Here is a 20321-nt window from a genome sequence, read left to right as displayed (position 1 = left end):
AGTGGCTCGACGACCGGCCGCGGGCCTCGCGGCGTCACGCGGCCCTTCCCGGCGGCTGGGCCGGGACGGCGGGGACGGTGCTCACGGGCGCCCATAGTGGCGGCGGATCAGGCGTCCTGCTTCGCCCGTGGACGCCACGGCGGCGTGGGGTTGCGATTCAGGTACGCCAGCACCGCGACCATGGCGGCCACCGCGAGGGTGATACCACCGACGATTCCGGCCCATCCGGCGAAGGAGCGGGTGTTCGGGTCGGCGTAGCTGACCTCGGCGCGCACGGTGCTCACCTCGCCGGCCGGCAGCTTCCACGAGACCGTCGAATCGCCTTGGCGAGTGCCGTTGGTGGTGCCAACCCGGGCCGGGAAGGCGACCGTGAACTGCACGTCGGAACCTTGCGGCGGAACGGATTTCAGGTCCACCCGGCCGGTGAGCGTGACCTTGTCGCCGGTGCGGATGAACTGCAGGTTGAACATGCCCTGCGTCTGATCCGACAGCGCGCCCAGCTGCTGCACCTCGCCGAAGGTCAGGTCGTCGAAGTAGACCTGGCTGCCGACGTAGCCGTCCTGGCTGTAGGGCTCGACCCGGATCTTCGTGGCCAGGGTTTCGGGGGCCTTCAAGTCGGGGCCCTTGTCCTTGTCGTTGGCCGGGATCACCGCGGCCACCAGATGCCCGGACACGCGGTCGTTGGAGGACACGCCCATCGACACCTGGACCCGCAGGCAGCCGGTCAGCAACGGCGCCAGCAGCAGCGCCAGGAAGGCTACGGACCAGAGGCGATGACGCCGGGTTCGTCGCGGCGTGTGGGTCGACTCTGGCATCGATGGTGTCGGACTCGGCTGCACGGCACACATCGTGCCATGAGCCGGAGTGATCGTCGGCACGCGACGGGCGTTTACGGCGGCGCGAGCAGCCGGTCGTGGTGTCGCGCCGCTCGCAGCACCCACACCGCGGTGGGTACGGCCACCACTCCGAGACCGACCAGGCCGTACCCCGCGGACGCGGGCAGATCCAGGAACACCGCATGGGCCAGGGCCGATCCGAACCACGTCCACAACAGCACCGCGATCGGCACCGCGGGACCGGCGCCGCGCGGTGCGCAGCGGCGTTCGAGCGCCGCGAGCAGCGTCGCCATCAGGGCGCCGACCGCGAACCAGCCGAGGTAGTTCGTATACGGGACAGCGCCGATTCCGGGCAGGCCCGGGTGGGCCGAACACCAGGTCCACTGCCCGTCGGCGACCATCTGCGGATCGAGGTAGAGGTCCCAGCCCACCGCACCGACGGCGGTAGCCACGATGCGGGTGCCGGTGCGCCGGCACAGCAGCCCGGTCGCCACCCAGATGGGGTAGAGGCCGCCGACCCAGGCCACCGGCACGAGCAGTGGCACCTGCGCGAGTGCGGGACCGAGCCGGCCGTGCGCGTAGTGATAGCAGCCGAACGGGAATCCGCTTGCGGTGCCGATCATTTCGGCAACCGCGCCGACGCCACCGACGATCACGGCGTAGCCGGCCGCCCAGCCGATGCCCCGGGCCACCCACGCGTGCAGCAGCGCGGTGGCCGCCGACAGCGCGACGATCAGGATCGTCACCCGGTCACGCGCCGAGCCGTCGGTGAGGGGATAGGCGATCTGCGCCGCGACCCAGGCCACGGCGGTCACCGCCGGCCACTGCCGCGCCGTCATCGCCGTGCGAAGCGGCCGCGGCGCAGCGATCGCAGCACCAGCCCCGCCGCGGTACGCCCGCTCGCGCCCGACACTCCGCCGCCGGGATGGGTGGAGGCTCCGGTCAGATACAGCCCGGGCGCACCCGGCACCTTCTGTCCGGACAGTTCCGGAATCGGCCGCCAGAAGAACATCTGATCCAGTGACATCTCCACATGCATGACATTGCCGCCGATCAGCCCCAGTTCGCTCTCCAGATCGGCGGGTGTCTGCACATACCGCTGCCGCACCGAATCGGCGAAACCGGGTGCGTAGGAATCGACTTCGGCGATGATGCGGTCGGCCTCGCGCTCACCGTGCGCGCGCCACTCGCTGCCGTCGGCCAGTCGGTGCGGATGCCACTGCGCCCACAGTGACAGCTGATGTTCGCCGGGCGGTGAGATCGAGGGGTCGAGGGCGCTGAAACTCATCGCCAGCACCACCGGCCGCGGCGGCAGTTCCCCGGCCAGCGCGGCGGCGTGGGCGAGTCGCAACTGCCGTCGATCGGTCACCAGCAATTGCAGCCCGCGCGTCGACTCCTCCGGTGTGGCGCCGGGGTATGCCGGCAGCGCGGCGGTGGCAGTCCGCACCACCATGCCGATGCCGGGCCCGACCCGGATGCGCCGCCGCCAGTCGGCGAGCACGGTGTCGTCGAATCCGCCGCGCCGCAACAACTCCAGGGTGGTGAGCACGTGTGTGCCGGAAATCACGGTGCGGGCGGACAGCTCGCGGCCGGCCGCCGTGCGCACCCGCCAGCCGTCGCCCGAGCGACGCAGCTCGGTCACCTCGTCACCGGCCGAGACGATGCCGCCGTCGGCGCGCAGCCGCGCCACGAGCGCGGTGGTGAGCGCACCGCTGCCGCCGACCGCGCGGCCGGGCGGGAGTGTATGCATCAGGGCCGCGAACCCGGCCATCGGCGCGGTGCCGGGTTCCGACATCGGCGGTCCCGACTGCGCGCCGAACCAGGCCAGCGCCGCCTTCAGCCGCTCGTCGTCGAACCAGCTGTCCAGCAGGGCATCCCCGGACTGCAGGAATTCCCGCGACAACGCGCTGCCGCCGCCCCGGGCGTCGAGGCCCCAGAACGCGCGCAGGAACCGGCCCGGCGTCGGCGCGCCGCCGAACGCCCGCATCACCCGCTGGGCCCGCGGCCCCCAGATGCGCACGAACCGGCGGTAGGCGTCGGCGTCGCGGGGGCCGCAGGCGCGTTCGATCGAGGCGCAGGTGCGGTCGACATCGCGGTGGAAGACGATCGGCTCGGCGCCGGAGCCCACCGGCGCGGGCGCGAAAGCCCAAGGGTCGCAGTCGATGTAGCGCAGCCCGAACCTGTCCAGTTCGAGTTCCTCGATGATGCCGGTGTGGCGGATCATGATGTGCGCCGAGGAACCCCGGTCCACCAGATGCCCCGGGAAGCGCTCGACCGTCGACACCGCGCCGCCGAGCACCTCGTCGCGTTCGAGGACCTCCACCGGATGTCCCGCGCGTGCCAGATAGCAGGCAGCGACCAGCGCGTTGTGACCGGAGCCGAGAACCAGTGTCGTCACTGCTCGGGCGTCCGCAGCGGCAGCCGGCGGCCGAGGACGGCGAAGCGCCGGGTATCGCCGGAGAAGACGAAATGCCGGACCACATCGGTGAATCCCTGCCGGCGATACAGCCGCCAAGCGCGGTTGGCCTCGCGGTCCACCTCCGGGGTGGACAGCAGCACCGCCGCCTCCGTGCGCTGCTCGAGCAGCCGTACCAGCAGGGTCTCGCCGATGCCGCGGCCCTGAGCGGAGGGATGGACGTGCAGTTCGGTGAGTTCGAAGTAGTCCGACAGCAGGGCGCGCGCGGTCTGCTCCGGCCAGCCGGAGCGGCGCATCCCGGTGTGGACCTGCTGATGCCACCACTGGTGGGGCGCACCGCGATAGCCGTAGGCGATCGCGACGATCGGCGCGGTGCGCAGATCGACGTGGCCGCTGTCGTCGGGGACCACCGCGGCGACGGCCTGCCAGCCCGGCCGGGTGGTGTGTTCGGCCCACATCGGGGCGCGGTGGTGTTCGGTGCCGCGTGGATAGTCCATCGCCGCGACGTACACGGCGAGGGCGTCGTGCAGCCGATGGCGCAACGTCGCGGCCGAGAGGTCGACGACGACGGGCGCGGGAGTCTGGCGGGGCCTGACGGCGGTCATGTGCGGGGAGCCATATCTTCGGGGCCGTCTCTGTCTGTCGAGGGTGTCTGTGGTCTGAGGGCGGACGTCGGAGGTGGGCGCGTGGGGCGCGGGGGTCCCCATCCAGGGTGCGCGGCTCGCGTTCGGCGCGAAAGTCTGTCGGTGGTCGTCTCTATATTCACATCAATTGAAACGTTCGAATACCTGTTCGGTCCGGCACGGTCGACCGGGCGCGGTATGCGAAATGTGGAGGTGTCGAGATGGCTGGTCGGATGGACGATCCCCGACGTAGCGGACGGGCGGGCGGACTGCTCGACCGGGCGGACACGATGGTGCAGCAGGCCTGGGCCGAACCCGACCCGCGCGAGCGGTTGCGCAGCGCCTACCTGGCGGCGCTGCGCGGGGCCGGGGCGGTGCTGGCCGCGACCGGTGCCGACCGCGCGCCGCGGGCTCGCTCCCGCAACGCCTGGGTGCTGATGCAGCAGGCCGCACCGGAGTTCGTGATGTGGTCGGACTACTTCAGTTCCTTCTCCGAGACCCGGGCCGCGCTCGAGGCCGGTCTGGACCGCGCGATCAGCGATACCCAGGCCGACGAGTTCGCCTCGCGGGTGGAGGCATTCCTGCGCGATGTGGAGGATGCGCTGGCGATTACGGCGGCTCGGTTGCGTCCCGCGCCGGGCTGGCCGACCGGCGGCACGGCGTGAACATCGGCGAGTAGGTGGTAGCGCACTGATCGAACTCGTATCATTGGTGGCAGTAGCCGCCAAGGTCGGCTACTTGTCGTCTACCCGGAGGCGACAACCAGGACCTAGTGCCGGGGGAGGTACCGTGCCACTCTCCGAGCACGAGCAGCGCATGCTCGAACAGATCGAGAGCGCGCTCTATGCTGAGGACCCGAAATTCGCCTCGACCGTGCGTGGTGGTCGGCTTCGCTCTGCCACCGGAAGACGCAGGCTTCAGGCGGCCGCGCTGTTCGTCCTCGGCCTCGTTCTTCTCATTGCGGGAATCGCCCTGCCCGTCAAGCCCGGCGGATTCCCGATCATCAGCCTGCTCGGCTTCATCGTGATGTTCGGCGCGGGTGTGCTGTTGCTGCTGGGCGGCTCGGGTATGACCAAGAGCGGCCGGGGCAGCGGCGATGCCCCCTCCGGCCCCGGTGGCATTCCCGGCCGTGCGGCAAAGGGTAAGCAACGCAAGGCCGGTGGCTTCTCCGCCCGCATGGAGGATCGGTTCAGACGCCGCTTCGAGCAGGACAGCTGAGCCCAGGCTCGCGTCCGCGGAAGCGGCGGCGAGTGACCGAATGTGGTTGCGTGATGATTGCCGTGCCCAGCGCCGAGTAGCCGACAACTGAACAACCTGGAACGACACGCCGTGATGTGCGGCGTGTCGTTTTTCTTTTCCCGGAGTGATCCGGATCGCGTTCACGCGGTCCCGGTTTCGTCGGCCGCCCGCATCTCCCCACCTTGCCCCACGCCCGGCCCCCACTCTCACCCACCGCCGGTCGGGGCCGCTTTCAGCTGCGGGTTTGCTGGCGGTTGTCGGGCTGCCCGCCCCGCCGGCGACGCGTGTCGGGGGAACTCGGCGAAAACTCCCCACCCCGGTGATAGCTGAGCTGACCTGCTCAATCCCTGAGCCGGGGACCGAGATCACCGCGGCTTTCGATTGAAAGTGGGGGAAAGTGGGGTAATGTGGAGCGCGCACTGATAAGAGCCGATCCGGACGAGGTGATCGAGCGGGAGGTGTCGAGACTGTGTTTCTCGGTACCTACACGCCTCGGCTGGACGACAAAGGGCGACTGACGTTGCCTGCGAAGTTTCGAGACGAACTGGCGGGAGGGTTGATGGTCACGAAAGGTCAGGACCACAGCCTTGCCGTCTATCCCAAAGAAGAGTTCACCGCCCTGGCGCGGCGAGCCGCGGCGGCGTCCCGAAGCAACCCGCAGGCAAGGGCTTTCGTTCGTGCCTTGGCGGCGTCCACGGACGAGCAACGTCCCGATGGGCAAGGCCGGATCACGTTGTCGGCCGAACATCGCCGCTACGCGAATCTGTCCAAGGACTGCGTGGTGATCGGCTCGGTCGATTTCCTCGAGATTTGGGACAAACAGGCGTGGGATTCCTACCTCGCCGAGCACGAGGAGGACTACTCGCTGGCAGGAGACGAGTCGCTGGGCGGAATTTTCTGATCCGAGACAGGCGAGTGCCCTGCGGCCTCTGCCCGGCACGGACCCTGACGTACTTCCCCAACGCCAGGTGCCGTGTTCGGTCAGAGACCCCGGGGCATTGGCTGTCCACTCGTAAGGCCATCCACCCGTCGCAAGCACCGTGAGCCAGGATCCGGGAGGTCGAGGTGAACCATGACAGCGACCGCCCCCGCCATGTTCCCGTTCTCTTGCGTCGCGCCGATGAAATCCTCGGCCCCGCACTGGAATCCGGCGGAGTCCTGGTCGACGCCACGCTCGGTTTGGGCGGGCATGCCGAACATTTCCTGCGGACCTATCCCGCGATCCGCCTGATCGGGCTGGACCGCGATACCGAGGCGCTGCGCCTGGCGGGCGAGCGGCTCGCGCCCTTCGCCGATCGAATCACGCTGGTGCACACCAGATATGACGGCCTGCCTGATGCGCTGCGGCAGGCCGGGCTGCCGGAGCGCGGCTCCGTGCGCGGGGTGCTGATGGATCTCGGTGTGTCCTCGATGCAGCTCGACGAGGCCGAGCGGGGATTCGCCTATTCGGTGGACGCTCCACTGGACATGCGGATGGATCCGACCTCCGAGCTCACCGCGGCCGATGTGCTCAACACCTACAGCCACGGCGACCTGGCCCGGATCCTGAAAACCTATGGCGAGGAACGCTTTGCGGGCCGGATCGCGAGTGAGATCGTCCGCCGGCGCGCGCAGCGGCCGTTCACGACCAGTGCCCAACTGGTGGAACTGCTCTACGACGCGATCCCCGCGGCGACTCGGCGCACCGGCGGGCACCCCGCCAAACGCACCTTCCAGGCCCTGCGGATCGAGGTCAATCGCGAGCTCGAGTCGCTCGAGGCCGCGGTGCCGGCGGCGTTGGCGGCGCTGGAGGTCGGCGGCCGGATCGTCGTCATGTCCTACCAGTCGCTGGAGGACAAGGTCGTCAAACAGATCTTCGCGCAGGCCTCGGCCTCGCGCACACCATTGGACCTGCCCGTCGAATTGCCCGGTATGGGACCGGAATTCGCGATTCTGACCAGGGGCGCGGAGAAGGCGAGCGAAACGGAGATCGAGGAGAACCCACGCGCGGCGCCGGTGCGTATGCGGGCCGCGGAGCGAATCCAGGCGGCCGGGTGACAGCGATCCGGCTACGGGGGTATTGCCGGTCCGGCAGCACTACGGCGGGCAGTCCCACAAGAAATCGGTAGGGGAGGCAGGAATATGAGCGTGCGGACACGGGTGGACGCACCACAGCGGACGCAGCGGTCCGCGCCGCGGCGAGCGCACAGCGCCGACCGCGTGAAATCCGGTGCGGCCCAACGCGCGTATGCGCGCCGGCGCAATCGGGCGGGCGAGCGCGTGCTTCCGCCGCTACCCGGGCGCACCGGGTCGATGATGGCCGGGCGGCTGCCGTTCGTGGCGGCGATTCTCGCCCTGCTCGGCTGCGGTCTGCTCGCGACCCTGGTGCTGACCACGCATGCCGCCGAGGACAGCTATCAGCTCAGCGACGCCCGCCGCATCAACCGGCAGTTGCTCGACGAGCGCGCCGCTCTGCAGCGCGAGGTCGAGGCCGCCGACTCGGCGCCCGAACTGGCCAACCGTGCCCGCGAACTGGGCATGATCCCGGTCAAGGACCCCGCCCGCCTGCTCGTGGCGCCGGACGGTTCGGTCACGGTGGTCGGCAAGGAGACCCCGGCCGAGGGCGCGCCGGTGCCGCCGCTCAACACGAGCCCCGCCAAGCTGCCGCCGAAACTCGTTCAGGCCCAAGGCGAACGGCTGGTCCCGGTGACCACCACCCCGGCCCCGCCGGCGCCCGCTCCCGGCCCGGCCGAGCAGAACCAGGCTCCGGCGCCGACGACGACCGCGCCGCAGCCGCCCGCGCAGCCGGCGCAGGTTCCGGCCCCGGTGCAGGCCGCACCGGCAGCGCCGGCCGCACCGCCGGCCGGTACCCAGCCGGCGGCACAGGCGGCCCCCGCCGCACCCGCTGCCGAGCCGGAGCCCGCGGCCCAGGCGGCGCCGGTCGCCCCCGCCGGGACGCAACCGACGGCCCCGGCCGGTCCGCCCGCGCCCGTGGCACCCGCCGCGCAGCCGGCCGGGTCCCAGCCGCCACTGGTCCAGGCGGCACCCGAGGGGGCCGATCGATGACCGGCCGCGGCGGAGGCAGAGCCGGCGGGGGTACTACGGGACGCGGCCGGGCGGGTATGCGATCCACGCCCGCCCGGCCGCGTCGCACTCCCCGGCCGCGGGCGGGTTCGCCCGCGGATGCCTCCACGCGGCTGCGGTTCGGAGTCGGACGCGTCCTCATGCTGGTGGCGCTGCTGGTCGTGGCGATGCAATTGCTCTGGCTGCAAACGTTTTCCGCGCCCAGCCTGTCGGCCGAGGCGGCCAGCCAGCGCACGGTGCATCAGACCGATTGGGCGCAGCGCGGTGCCATCCGCGATCGGGACGGCCGCGCGCTCGCGTTCACCGTGGTGACCAAGAAGCTCAATTTCCGGCCGGTGGCGGTGCGCAAGGATCTGGCCGACGCGCGGGCGAAGAGCGACAAGGCGCCCGAGGCCGACAAGCGGCTGGAGGCGATCGCCAAGACGATCCACGAGAAGCTGGGCAAGGACGCGCCTCCGGAAGCGGATCTGCTCGCCAAGTTGCGCAGCGACGACCAGTTCACCTATCTGGCCTACAACGTCGATTCGCGCGTCGCCGACGAGATCACCGAGAAGTTCCCCGAGGTGGGGACCGAACGTCAGGACACGCCGGTCTATCCGGGCGGCGCGCTGGCGGCCAACGTGGTGGGCGCGACCGGCTGGGACGGACACGGCCAGGTGGGGCTCGAGGCGTCGATGGACGCGACGCTGGCCGGCACCGACGGTTCGCACACCTACGATCGCGGCTCCGACGGGGCGGTCATCCCCGGCAGCGAACGCGACAAGGTGCCCGCGGTCAACGGCTCCGATGTCGAACTGACCCTCGACTCCGATCTGCAGTACTACGTGCAGCAGCAGGTCCAGGAGGCCAAGGACAAATCCGGCGCGCAGGACGCCTCGGCGGTGGTGCTCGACGCCCACACCGGCCAGGTGCTGGCCATGGCCAACGACAACACCTTCAATCCGGCGCAGGATCCGAAGTTCTGGGCCTCGGCCGATATCGGCAATCCGTCGGTGACCAACGCGTACGAACCCGGTTCGGTGAACAAGATCATCACCGCGGCGGCCGCCATCGAATACGGCGTGACCAACCCGGACGAGATCCATCAGGTCCCGGGTGAGATTCACATGGGCGGCGTGGTGGTGCACGACGCGTGGTCGCACGGCGTGATGCCGTACACCACCACCGGCATCTTCGGTAAGTCGTCGAACGTGGGCACGCTGATGCTCGCACAGCGAGTCGGTGAGGACCGCTTCGCGGATATGGTCAAGCGTTTCGGCCTGGGGCAGCGCACCGGTGTCGGACTGCCCGGTGAGAGCGGTGGCATCGTGCCCCCGCGCGATCAGTGGTCCGGCTCGACGTTCGCGAATCTGCCCATCGGGCAGGGTCTTTCGATGACGCTGCTGCAGATGACCGGGATGTACCAGGCCATCGCCAACGACGGGGTGCGGATCCCGCCGCGCATCGTCAAGGACGTGATCGGCCCCGACGGGCGCCGCAGCGGCGAACCGCAGCCGGACGGCGTACGGGTGGTGAGCCCGCAGACCGCGAGTACGCTGCGGCAGATGTTCCAGGCCGTGGTGCAGCGCGACCCGATGGGTTATCAGCAGGGTACGGGCGCTTCCGCGGCGATCGAGGGCTACCAGATCGCCGGGAAGACCGGAACCGCGCAGCAGATCGACGACAAATGCCAGTGCTATTCCAGCGATCGCTACTGGATCACCTTCGCCGGGATCGCCCCGGCCGACAATCCGCGCTACGTCATCGGCATCATGGTGAACGCACCCGTGCGCAGCACCGACGGCAGCGGCGGGCAGTCGGCGGCGCCGCTGTTCCACAGCATCGCCTCCTGGGCGCTGCAGCGCGATCGGGTTCCGCCGTCCACCGTGCCGCCGAAACAGCTTGTGCTCCAGGCGATGTAGTGGTGTGCGCGGCTGAATGTCCGGTTTCGCAACCGTGGGTGTCCGTCTGCGGCCCGCCGCACGGGCGGGTGCGGGCGCGGTGAGGCCGGGGAGCCGGTGCGCGCGAGGCGGCCACGCTGCGTGGCCGTCGATCGCCCACAGGTAACCTGACTCCCCGACCCCGAATCTCGACCCGATGCACAGATGTGCGCCCACGAAAGGAGCCTGGTGCCCGTGCAGCCCAGCCCGCAGGTGCTTCGCCCCGCCGTCGCGTTGACGACGCCGGTGCAGGCCGTTGCCGAACTGACCGGTGCGCGGCTGAACTCCGGCGATCCGGCCGGGATCGAGATCACCGGCATCGAACAGCGCTCGAACGCCGTGCAGCCCGGTGACCTGTTCGCCGGTCTGGCCGGTGGTAAGGCCCACGGCGCGCGCTTCGCCGCCGACGCCGTGGCACGCGGTGCGGTCGCGGTGTTCACCGACGCCGCCGGAGCGGAGCTGATCGGCGAACTGGATGTGCCCGTGCTCGTGCACGACGATCCGCGTGCGGTGCTGGGCGAGTTGTCGGCGGCCGTCTACGGCCATCCGTCGCGGCGACTACAGGTCATCGGCATCACCGGCACGTCGGGTAAGACCACCACCTCGTATCTGGTCGAGGCGGGCCTGACCGCGGCCGGGTTGTCCACCGCGCTGATCGGCACGATCGAGACGCGGATCGCGCGGCGTGTCGATCCGAACCCGGAGGAGGCCGCGGCCGGTGCGAGCGCCACCGTCGAGTACCGCCGGGTGCCCAGCGCGCTGACCACGCCGGAGGCGCCGCAGCTGCACGCGATGTTCGCACTGATGGTGGAACAGGGCGTGCAGGCCGTGGTGATGGAGGTGTCCAGCCACGCGCTGGCGCTGGGCCGCGTGGACGGTGTGCACTTCTCCGTCGGCGCGTTCACGAATCTGTCGCAGGATCATCTGGACTTCCACGCCGATTTCGAGGACTATTTCGCCGCCAAGCGCCGGCTGTTCGTCCCGGATCCGGGCGCGGCGCAGCGACAGGTCGCCGCCGATACCTGCGTGATCTGCGTGGACGACGCCTGGGGCCGGCGGCTGGCGCGGGAGGCGAGCGGGCGCGCCCGGGTCGTCACCGTGGCGACCGCGGACTGCCCGACCGGCGAAACCGAGCCGGAGTGGACGGTGACCGGCGCCACCGCGCTGGCCGACGGCGGGCAGCAGTTCACCGCGGTCGGCCCCGCGGGTGAGATTCCGGCCCGGCTGCGGCTGCCCGGGCGCTACAACATCGCCAACGGCCTGCTCGCGATCGCGGTGTGCGCCGAGGCGGGTGTCGACGCGGCGGTGGCGGTCGCGGCGCTGGGCGAGGTGGATGTGCCCGGCCGGATGCAGCGGGTGAACGCGGGACAGGACTTCCTGGCACTCGTCGACTACGCGCACAAGCCGGCCGCGGTCGAATCGGTGATCGCGACGCTGCGCCGGCATCTGCGCGGCACCGGCGGCCGCCTGGCCGTGGTCGTGGGCGCCGGTGGCGATCGTGACGCCGGTAAGCGACCGCTGATGGGCGCCACCGCGGCGCGCGGCGCGGATCTGCTGGTCATCACCGACGACAATCCGCGCACCGAGGATCCGGCCGAGATCCGCGCCGCGATCCGCGCGGGCGCGCTCGGTATCGCCGAGGCCGAGCGCGGTGAGGTGCGCGAGATCGGCGATCGGGCCGCCGCCATCGCCGCGGCCGTGGAGTGGGCACGGCCGGGGGATGTGGTGCTGGTGGCAGGTAAGGGACACGAGACCGGGCAGGAGATTGCGGGTGTGAAGTATCCGTTCGACGACCGTGAGGTGCTGGGACAGGCCCTGGAGCGTAAGAAAGACCTGACGGTTTCATGATCGAAATGACTCTGCGGGAGATCGCCGAGATCGTGGGCGGCATGCTGCACGATGTGAGCGATCCCGCGGTGACGGTGAGCGGTGCGGTCGAATTCGATTCGCGCCGAATCAATTCCGGCGACCTGTTCCTGGCGCTGCCGGGGGAGCACGTCGACGGACACGACTACGCCGGCAAGGCCGTGGCCTCCGGTGCGGTGGCGGTGCTGGCCGCGCGGCCGGTCGGCGTGCCGGCGATCGTGGTCGAACCGTCCGCCCCCGCCTCCGACGCGTCGGCGAACCGCTCCTATGTGCTGGCCCACGACACCGACGGCTCCGGCGCCGCGGTGCTGGCGGCGCTGGCGAAACTGGCGCGCGCGAGTGTGGACCGGCTGGCCGCGGCCGGCCTGAACGTGGTCGGGGTGACCGGTTCGGCCGGGAAGACCTCCACCAAGGACCTGCTGGCGCGCGTACTCGCGCCGCTGGGCGCGGTGGTCGCCCCGCCCGGATCCTTCAACAACGAACTGGGCCATCCGTGGACGGCCCTGCGCGCCGGAGCCGACTCCCGCTTCCTGGTGCTGGAGCTGTCCGCGCGCGGTCCGGGCCATATCAAGGCGCTGACCGATATCGCGCCCCCGCGGATCGGTGTGGTGCTCAACGTCGGCACCGCGCACCTGGGTGAGTTCGGCGGCCGCGACGCCATCGCGCAGGCCAAAGGCGAACTGGTGGAAGCGCTTCCGCCCACCGGTGTCGCGGTGCTCAACGCCGACGACCCGCGGGTGGCGGCGATGGCCGCGCGGACCCGGGCCCGGGTGGTGACCTTCGGTCAGGCGTCCGGCGCCGATGTGCGGGCCACCGACATCGTGCTCGACGCCGAGGCGCGGGCGCGGTTCACCCTGCACGCCAACGGGTCTCGGGCCGAGGTGCATCTGGCGGTGTACGGCGAGCACCAGATCTCGAACGCACTGGCCGCGGCCGCCGTCGCGCTGGAATGCGGTGCGGACCTCGACACCGTGGCACGGGCGCTGGCCGGTGCCACGGTCGATTCGGCGCACCGGATGGATGTGCGGACCCGGCCCGACGGGGTCACCGTCGTCGACGACTCCTACAACGCCAATCCGGATTCCATGCGCGCCGCGCTCAAGGCGCTGGTGTCGATGTCGCGCGCCGGCGGTACGCCGGATGCGCCGCGCGGCCGGCGCAGCTGGGCTGTCCTGGGCGAAATGGCCGAACTGGGCGAGGATTCGGTCGTCGAACACGACGGCATCGGACGGCTCGCGGTGCGGCTGGACGTCGACCGGCTGATCGTGGTCGGCACCGGGCGCCCGGCCCGCGCGCTGCATCAGGGCGCGGTCATGGAAGGCTCGTGGGGCGAGGAATCGGTTCTCGTACCCGATATCGAATCCGCGATCGCCCTGCTGGACAACGAGATCGCGGCCGGTGATGTGGTGCTGGTCAAAGCGTCGAACTCCGCCGGTTTGTGGGCGGTGGCGCAGCACGTGCTCGCATCGGGTGGGCAGGGCACGGAGGCAGCTGGATGAGGCAGATTCTGTTCGCGGCGGGGATCGCGCTGGCGGTATCGATCCTGCTGACGCCGCTGCTGATCCGCATGTTCGCCCGCCGCGGATTCGGCCAGGAGATCCGCATCGACGGCCCCGAGAGTCATCAGGCCAAGCGTGGCACCCCGACCATGGGCGGTGTCGCGATCCTGATCGGCATGTGGGCCGGATATCTGGGCTCGCATCTGATCGGCATCGGCTATCACGCCGACGGGCCCTCGGTCTCGGGCCTGCTGGTACTGGGTCTGGCCACCGCGCTGGGCGTGGTCGGCTTCATCGACGACTTCATCAAACTGCGCAAACAGCGCAATCTGGGCCTGACCGCCGCCGGTAAGTACATCGGCCAGCTCGGTTCCGCGGTGATCTTCGGCGTGCTGGCGCTGCAGTTTCGCGGCGCGGGCGGGCGGACCCCGGCCAGCCGGCATCTGTCGTATGTGCGCGAGATCAACACCGTCTCGATGAGCGTGATCATCTTCCTGGCGTTCGTCTGCCTGGTCGTGGTCGCGTGGTCGAACGCGGTGAATCTGACCGACGGCCTGGACGGCCTGGCCGCGGGTTCGATGAGCCTGGTGCTCGGCGCCTACGTGATCATCACGTTCTGGCAGTACTACCACGCCTGCGAATTCAAGGCCGAGGCCGGCTGTTACAACGTGCGCGATCCGCTGGATCTGGCGCTGGTGTGTGCCGCCGGCGCGGCGGCGTGCGTCGGATTCCTGTGGTGGAATGCGGCTCCCGCCAAGATCTTCATGGGCGATACCGGTTCGCTGGCCCTCGGTGGCCTGCTCGCCGGATTGTCGATCACCACCCGCACCGAACTGCTCATGGTCGTGATCGGCGCGCTGTTCGTCGCCGAGACCGTGTCGGTGGTGCTGCAGGTGGCGGTGTTCCGGACCACGCGTAACCGGTTGTTCAAGATGGCCCCGTTCCACCACCATTTCGAGCTGAGCAAATGGGCGGAGACGACGGTCATCATCCGGTTCTGGCTGCTCGCCGGAATCGCGGCGGCGGTGGGTCTGGGCTTGTTCTACAGCGAATACCTCTCTCAGGTCGGGTAGCAGCGATGGTCGAACATACTCCGCGGGCCCTGCGATCACCGGGTCCCATGCTCGAATTTCTGCGTGGCCGTGACGTTCTCGTCGCGGGATGGGGGGTGTCGGGCCGCTCGCTGATCGAGCCGCTGCGCGACATCGGCGCCCGTCCGGTGGTCACCGACGCCGGGGAGAAGGCGATGGCCGAGGCCGCCGAGCTCGGCCTCGACACCGCCACCGGCACCGCACTGGTCGAACCCGGTGCGCTGGAACGGTTCGCGCTGGTCATCACCAGCCCGGGCTGGCGACCGGATTCGCCGGTGCTGGTTTCCGCGGTCACCGAGGGCATTCCGGTCTGGGGCGACGTCGAATTCGCCTGGTGGGTGGACCAGGCGCGACTCTACGGTCCGGTGCGCAAATGGCTGGTGATCACCGGAACCAACGGTAAGACCACCACCACCCAGATGACGCACGCGATCCTGCGTGCGGCCGGGCTGCCCAGCGTCGCCTGCGGCAATATCGGACTGCCGATCCTGGACGCGCTGCGCCGCACCCCGGGGCCGCAGATCCTCGCGGTCGAGCTGTCGTCGTTCCAGCTGCACTGGGCGCCGTCGGTGCGCCCGGAGGCCGGCGTGGTGCTGAATGTGGCCGAGGATCATCTGGACTGGCACGGCGGCCTCGACGCCTACGCCGCCGCCAAGGCGCGGGCCCTGACCGGACGGGTCGGCGTGGTCGGACTCGACGATCCCGTGGCCGCCGCGCTGGCGCGAAAGTCCAAGGCGCGCCGGACCGTCGGCTTCCGCATCGGGGTGCCGGCCGACGGCGAACTCGGCGTGGTCGACGGCAAGTTGCTGGACCGCGCCTTCACCAAGGCCGCGATCCTCGCCGAGGTCGGCGATATCAGCCCGCCCGGACCCGCCGGTGTCGCCGACGCGCTGGCCGCGGCCGCGCTGACCCGCGCCATCGACGTGGCGCCGCAGTTCGTCAAGGAGGGCTTGGCCGAGCACAAGGTGGGACCGCATCGCGCCGCCTTCGTGCGGGAACTGGCCGGTGTCGGGTTCGTCGACGATTCGAAGGCGACCAATCCGCATGCCGCGCGGTCGTCGATCCTGGCGCATCCGCAGGTGGTGTGGATCGCCGGTGGTCAGCTCAAGGGCGCCCATATCGACGATCTGATCGAGGAGGTCGCCGAGCGCCTCGTCGCCGCGGTGGTCTTCGGTCAGGACGCGCCGATCATCGCCGCGGCAATGGCGCGACACGCGCCGGATGTCCCGGTGGTCGAGCTCGGTTCGGGTGACGATGCACAGATGAGCGGGGAACCCTCCACGGCATCGCTGGTCGCCGAGATCGACGGCGCCGACGCGGTGATGGCCCGCGCGGTCCGCATCGCCGCCGGATACGCCGGGCGCGGTGACACCGTGCTGCTCGCCCCGGCCGCGGCCTCCCTGGACATGTTCGCCGACTACACCCATCGCGGCCGCAGTTTCGTCGCGGCGGTGCAGGCCCTGGACGAGAGAGATATCGGGAGCCAGCAGTGACGAAACCGGCGCGCAAGCCCGTGGGCACCTGGTTCGGTGCCTGGCTGGCGCGCCCGCTGGCCGATTTCCACCTGGTCGTCACCATCGCCACCCTGCTCACCGTGCTCGGTCTGGTGATGGTGCTCTCGGCCTCGAGCGTGGAGGCCTACGCCGACGGCGGTTCGGCCTATTCGCTGTTCATGCAGCAGGCGTTCTTCGCCGCCCTGGGCGCGGCGCTGTTCTATGTGGCGCTGCGGATTCCGATGCGCGTGCTGCGGCAGCTGTCGTTCCCGCTGTTCGCGGCGTCGGTGCTGTTGCTGGTGCTGGTGCTGATCCCCGGCATCGGTTCGCAGGTCCAGGGTTCGCGTCGCTGGTTCGACCTCGGATTCGTCTCGGTGCAGCCGTCGGAGATCGTGAAGGTCACCCTGATCGTGTGGGGTGCGCATCTGCTGGCGACCCGCCGCAGCGACCAGACCGGGTACAAGGACATTCTGGTGCCGCTGGTGCCGGCCGGTCTGCTGACCTGTCTGCTGATCGTGCTGGAACCGAACCTGTCGACGACGATCGCGGTCGGCCTGGTGCTGGTCGCGCTGCTGTGGTTCGGCGGATTGCCGGTGCGGCTGTTCGTGACCATCGCGGTCTCGGGTGCGGTGGCGGCCGGGATTCTGGCGCTGTCGGCCGGCTATCGCTCCGATCGCATGCGCGCGTTCTTCAATCCCGGCGACGATCCGCAGGGCATCGGCTATCAGGCACGCCAAGCGCTGTTCTCCCTCGCCGACGGCGGCATCTGGGGGCGCGGGCTCGGCCAGAGCCGGGCCAAGTGGAGTTATCTGCCCAACGCGCACAACGACTTCATCTTCGCCATCATCGGCGAGGAACTCGGATTTCTCGGATGTGCCCTGGTGCTGGGGCTTTTCGCGCTGTTCGTCTTCGTCGGACTGCGCATCGCCGCCCGCTCGGCCGATCCGTTCCTGCGATTGCTGACCGCGGCCGCGACCACCTGGATCACCGGTCAGGCGTTGATCAACATCGGCTACGTGGTGGGTCTGCTGCCGGTGACGGGCCTGCAGCTGCCGCTGGTGTCGGCCGGTGGTTCGTCGCTAGCGATCACGCTGATGATGTTCGGCCTGATCGCGAGTGCGGCCCGGCACGAACCCGAGGCGATCGCCGCGTTGAAGGCCGGGCAGGACGGGCGGTTCAGCCGATTGCTGCGGCTGCCGATCCCGGAAACCTACGCACCCGCCCGGGCGGGCCGGGCCCGTGCGGTCTCCGGCCCGCGACGGCGGGAACTGCCGCCGGCACGCAAGCGGTCGGGCAAATCCGGTCAGTCGCGCGGCGGGGGCACGTCCCGCGGGGCCGCGGCGGCGCGGGGTGGGAGTGCGGCGGTACCGCGGCGGTCGATAGATTCGGATTCGGCACGACGACGCAGCGCCGACGCCGGACGGCGGGAGGCGCGCGGAGCGTCGTCGTGGCGCACGACCCGGGCCTGGGAGCCCAGCTATCCGATGACACATGCGAGAGAACGAGGTAATTCGAGGTGACAACCGGCGAGAGCGGCGGCACGACGGGTTCCGGGCAACGGACGCTCTCGGTGATCGTCGCCGGCGGGGGCACGGCCGGGCATATCGAACCGGCGATGGCGGTCGCGGACGCATTGCGCCGGCTGGATCCCTCGATCCGGATCACCGCACTGGGCACCCAGCGCGGGCTGGAGACGACACTGATCCCCGAACGCGGCTATCCGCTGGAGCTGATTCCGCCCGTCCCGCTGCCGCGTAAACCCACCGCCGATCTGCTGCGCCTGCCCGGCCGGGTGCGCGCCGCGGTCGCCCGCACCCGCGCGGTGATCGACGCGGTCGAGGCCGATGTGATCATCGGATTCGGTGGCTACGTCTCGGTGCCCGCCTACCTCGCGGCCGGCGGGGGAGTGCTGCGGCGTTCGCGCCGGGTGCCGCTGGTGGTGCACGAGGCCAATGTGAAGGCCGGGATCGCGAACAAGGTCGGCGCCCGCCGCGCGGCGCGTGTGCTCGCCGCCGTGCCGAATTCGGGGGTGCACGCGCGCGGGCGCGCCGATGCCGAGGTGGTCGGGATTCCCGTGCGCGCCTCGATCGCCACCCTGGACCGGCCCGGACTGCGCCCGCAGGCCCGCGAGCACTTCGGCCTGCCGCAGCAGGGACCGGTGCTGCTGGTCTTCGGTGGCTCCCAGGGCGCGCGCCGGTTGAACGAGGCGGTCTCCGGCGCTGCCGCGCAACTGCTGGCGGCCGGTATCTCGGTGCTGCACGCGCACGGTCCCAAGAACACCCTCGATCTGGACGGCATCGACACCGAATCCGGCCGCGACGGCGCGAAATACGTTGCGGTGCCGTACCTGTCGCGGATGGATCTGGCCTATGCCGCCGCCGACGCCGCGGTGTGCCGCTCGGGCGCGATGACCGTGGCCGAGGTGTCGGCGGTCGGCCTGCCGGCGTTCTATGTGCCGCTGCCGCACGGCAACGGTGAACAGGAGTTCAACGCGCGCCCGATCGTCGCGCAGGGCGGTGGCAGAATCGTGGCCGACGCGGAGATGACGCCGAAGTATGTGATGGACGAGGTGATCGCGCTGCTCACCGACCCGGCCGCGCTGACGAACATGTCGGTCGCCGCCGCCGGTGCCGGACATCGCGACGCCGCGGACACGGTGGCGCGAATCGTGCTGGAGGTGACCGGACGGTGACCGGAGGAAACGAGACGGCCGAAGCGGCAGCCGCGGACCCGGTGAACCTCACCGGGCAGGCTCCCGCCGAACTGCCGGAACTGCTGCGGCGGGTCCACATGGTCGGCATCGGTGGTGCCGGCATGTCGGGGATCGCGCGGATTCTGCTCGCCCGCGGCGGCGAGGTGTCGGGTTCGGACGCCAAGGAGAGCCGCGGCGTGCTGGCGTTGCGGGCGCGCGGGGCCCAGGTCCGCATCGGCCACGACGCGAGTGCGCTGGATCTGCTGGAGGGCGGCCCGAGCGCGGTGGTGACCACCTACGCCGCGATCCCGAAGACCAATCCCGAACTGGTCGAGGCGAATCGGCGTGGCGTGCCGGTGCTGATGCGCCCCACGGTCCTCGCGGAACTGATGCGGGGCCACCACACGCTGCTGGTGTCGGGCACCCACGGCAAGACCTCCACCACCTCGATGCTGGTCGTGGCGTTGCAGCACTGCGGCTTCGACCCCTCCTTCGCCGTCGGCGGTGAGTTGAACGAGGCGGGCACGAACGCCCATCACGGCACCGGCGGCTACTTCGTGGCCGAGGCCGACGAGTCGGACGGCTCACTGCTGCAATACGATCCGGACGTCGCGGTGGTCACCAACATCGAATCCGATCATCTGGATTTCTTCGGCTCCGACGAGGCCTACGTCCAGGTGTTCGACGACTTCGTGGCGCGCCTGGTCCCCGGCGGACTGCTCGTGGTCTGCCTGGACGATCCCGGCTCGCTGGCACTGGCCCGCCGGGTCGCCGACCGCGTGGCGGCAGGGGAACTCGATATCCGGGTGGCCGGCTACGGCTCGACGGAGACGGTGGACGTGCCGGTGCCGATGCAGGCCCGGCTGCTGGCCTGGGAACCGCGCGACGTGGGCGGAGTGGCCACGGTGCACCTGGGCGACGAACCCGCGCCGCGCACACTGCGCCTGTCGGTGCCCGGCCGTCATATGGCCCTCAACGCCCTCGCCGCGCTGCTCGCCGCCCGCGACGCCGGGGCCGACGTGGACGAAGTCCTGCAGGGCCTGGAGGGATTCGGGGGCGTGCACCGCCGCTTCCAGTTCGTGGGCCGCGAGAACGGGGTGCGGGTCTTCGACGACTACGCCCACCACCCGACCGAGGTGCGAGCCGTACTCGGCGCGGCGGCGGAGCTGGTCCGCCAGGAGGCGGCCGACGGCGCCCGCTCCCGGCAGGGGCGGGTGATCGTGGTGTTCCAGCCGCACTTGTACAGCCGCACAGCGACCTTCGCCGAGGAATTCGGCGCGGCGCTGTCGCTGGCCGACGAGGTCGTGGTCCTCGACGTCTACGGCGCCCGCGAGAAGCCGCTGCCCGGGGTCAACGGCGCCCTGGTGGCGCAGGCGGTCACCAAACCCGTGCACTATCAACCGGATATGTCGCGGGTGGGCCGGCAGGCCGCGAGCCTGGCACGGGCGGGCGACGTGGTGATCACCATGGGCGCCGGCGACGTGACGATGCTCGGCGGGCAGATTCTGGACGGATTGCGGGTGCGCCCGTCGACGGGACGGTGAGCACGGCGCCCCCGCCCGGCGGTGCCGGCCGGAGAGGGAG

17 protein-coding genes are annotated in these 20321 nt (G+C 70.6%); 13 read left to right on the top strand and 4 right to left on the bottom strand.

Annotated elements, in window-relative coordinates; translation table 11 throughout:
* Positions 1 to 107: 107 nt before the first annotated feature.
* The 4 genes from NA3_RS25945 to NA3_RS25930 all read right to left on the bottom strand — a co-directional run bounded on the left by NA3_RS25945 (position 108) and on the right by NA3_RS25930 (position 3857).
* Positions 108 to 815, bottom strand: coding sequence for an LppM family (lipo)protein (locus NA3_RS25945; RefSeq protein WP_062966240.1), 708 nt, complete (start codon positions 813 to 815; stop codon positions 108 to 110).
* A gap of 74 nt (positions 816 to 889) precedes the next feature.
* Entirely contained in the window at positions 890 to 1675 is a 786-nt protein-coding gene (locus NA3_RS25940; RefSeq protein WP_062966239.1) for a carotenoid biosynthesis protein, read from the bottom strand.
* Positions 1672 to 3234 (bottom strand): phytoene desaturase family protein, encoded by a 1563-nt coding sequence (locus tag NA3_RS25935; RefSeq protein ID WP_062966238.1) that lies wholly within the window; start codon positions 3232 to 3234, stop codon positions 1672 to 1674. The genes NA3_RS25940 and NA3_RS25935 overlap by 4 nt, the downstream gene beginning before the upstream one ends.
* Positions 3231 to 3857, bottom strand: coding sequence for a GNAT family N-acetyltransferase (locus NA3_RS25930; protein WP_062966237.1), 627 nt, complete (start codon positions 3855 to 3857; stop codon positions 3231 to 3233). The genes NA3_RS25935 and NA3_RS25930 overlap by 4 nt, the downstream gene beginning before the upstream one ends.
* 239 nt (positions 3858 to 4096) lie before the next feature.
* Here NA3_RS25930 and NA3_RS25925 point away from each other — a divergent pair, with 239 nt between their 5' ends.
* The 13 genes from NA3_RS25925 to murC all read left to right on the top strand — a co-directional run bounded on the left by NA3_RS25925 (position 4097) and on the right by murC (position 20281).
* A complete protein-coding gene (locus NA3_RS25925) occupies positions 4097 to 4540 on the top strand; it encodes an SAV_6107 family HEPN domain-containing protein (protein ID WP_227995303.1) in 444 nt (147 codons plus the stop codon).
* Positions 4541 to 4664: 124 nt separating this feature from the next.
* A complete protein-coding gene (locus NA3_RS25920) occupies positions 4665 to 5093 on the top strand; it encodes an SCO2097 family morphological protein (RefSeq protein WP_062966235.1) in 429 nt (142 codons plus the stop codon).
* A gap of 490 nt (positions 5094 to 5583) precedes the next feature.
* Positions 5584 to 6015, top strand: a complete 432-nt coding sequence (mraZ, locus tag NA3_RS25915) for a division/cell wall cluster transcriptional repressor MraZ (protein WP_030514722.1) — start codon at positions 5584 to 5586, stop codon at positions 6013 to 6015.
* Positions 6016 to 6179: 164 nt separating this feature from the next.
* The gene (gene rsmH / locus NA3_RS25910; RefSeq protein WP_062966234.1) at positions 6180 to 7151 is read left to right on the top strand and encodes a 16S rRNA (cytosine(1402)-N(4))-methyltransferase RsmH; all 972 of its coding nucleotides are present in this window, start codon (positions 6180 to 6182) and stop codon (positions 7149 to 7151) included.
* Positions 7152 to 7235: 84 nt separating this feature from the next.
* On the top strand, positions 7236 to 8159 hold the full coding sequence (gene ftsL, locus NA3_RS39100; RefSeq protein ID WP_265337374.1) for a cell division protein FtsL: 924 nt from the start codon (positions 7236 to 7238) through the stop codon (positions 8157 to 8159).
* 56 nt (positions 8160 to 8215) lie between these two features.
* Positions 8216 to 10078, top strand: coding sequence for a peptidoglycan D,D-transpeptidase FtsI family protein (locus tag NA3_RS25900; RefSeq protein ID WP_227995302.1), 1863 nt, complete (start codon positions 8216 to 8218; stop codon positions 10076 to 10078).
* A gap of 183 nt (positions 10079 to 10261) precedes the next feature.
* Complete coding sequence (locus NA3_RS25895) at positions 10262 to 11944, top strand: UDP-N-acetylmuramoyl-L-alanyl-D-glutamate--2,6-diaminopimelate ligase (RefSeq protein WP_062966232.1); 1683 nt, start codon at positions 10262 to 10264, stop codon at positions 11942 to 11944.
* On the top strand, positions 11941 to 13461 hold the full coding sequence (locus NA3_RS25890; protein WP_062966231.1) for a UDP-N-acetylmuramoyl-tripeptide--D-alanyl-D-alanine ligase: 1521 nt from the start codon (positions 11941 to 11943) through the stop codon (positions 13459 to 13461). The genes NA3_RS25895 and NA3_RS25890 overlap by 4 nt, the downstream gene beginning before the upstream one ends.
* On the top strand, positions 13458 to 14534 hold the full coding sequence (gene mraY, locus NA3_RS25885; protein ID WP_062966230.1) for a phospho-N-acetylmuramoyl-pentapeptide-transferase: 1077 nt from the start codon (positions 13458 to 13460) through the stop codon (positions 14532 to 14534). The genes NA3_RS25890 and mraY overlap by 4 nt, the downstream gene beginning before the upstream one ends.
* A 47-nt stretch (positions 14535 to 14581) precedes the next feature.
* Entirely contained in the window at positions 14582 to 16045 is a 1464-nt protein-coding gene (gene murD, locus NA3_RS25880; RefSeq protein ID WP_062966229.1) for a UDP-N-acetylmuramoyl-L-alanine--D-glutamate ligase, read from the top strand.
* Positions 16042 to 17565, top strand: a complete 1524-nt coding sequence (gene ftsW, locus NA3_RS25875; protein ID WP_063917753.1) for a putative lipid II flippase FtsW — start codon at positions 16042 to 16044, stop codon at positions 17563 to 17565. The genes murD and ftsW overlap by 4 nt, the downstream gene beginning before the upstream one ends.
* Positions 17562 to 18737 carry an undecaprenyldiphospho-muramoylpentapeptide beta-N-acetylglucosaminyltransferase gene (murG, locus tag NA3_RS25870; protein WP_062966228.1) on the top strand — a complete coding sequence of 392 codons (1176 nt, stop codon included), beginning with the start codon at positions 17562 to 17564 and terminating at the stop codon, positions 18735 to 18737. The genes ftsW and murG overlap by 4 nt, the downstream gene beginning before the upstream one ends.
* A gap of 98 nt (positions 18738 to 18835) precedes the next feature.
* Positions 18836 to 20281: a UDP-N-acetylmuramate--L-alanine ligase gene (gene murC, locus NA3_RS25865; RefSeq protein WP_062966367.1), complete on the top strand. Its 1446-nt coding sequence runs from the start codon at positions 18836 to 18838 to the stop codon at positions 20279 to 20281.
* Positions 20282 to 20321 lie beyond the last annotated feature (40 nt).

The sequence above is a fragment of the Nocardia africana NBRC 100379 genome (assembly GCF_001612635.1).
Classification (GTDB): domain Bacteria; phylum Actinomycetota; class Actinomycetes; order Mycobacteriales; family Mycobacteriaceae; genus Nocardia; species Nocardia africana.
The sequence above is the reverse complement of the archived record's forward strand: the minus strand, read 5'-3'. Positions and strand labels throughout refer to the sequence as shown.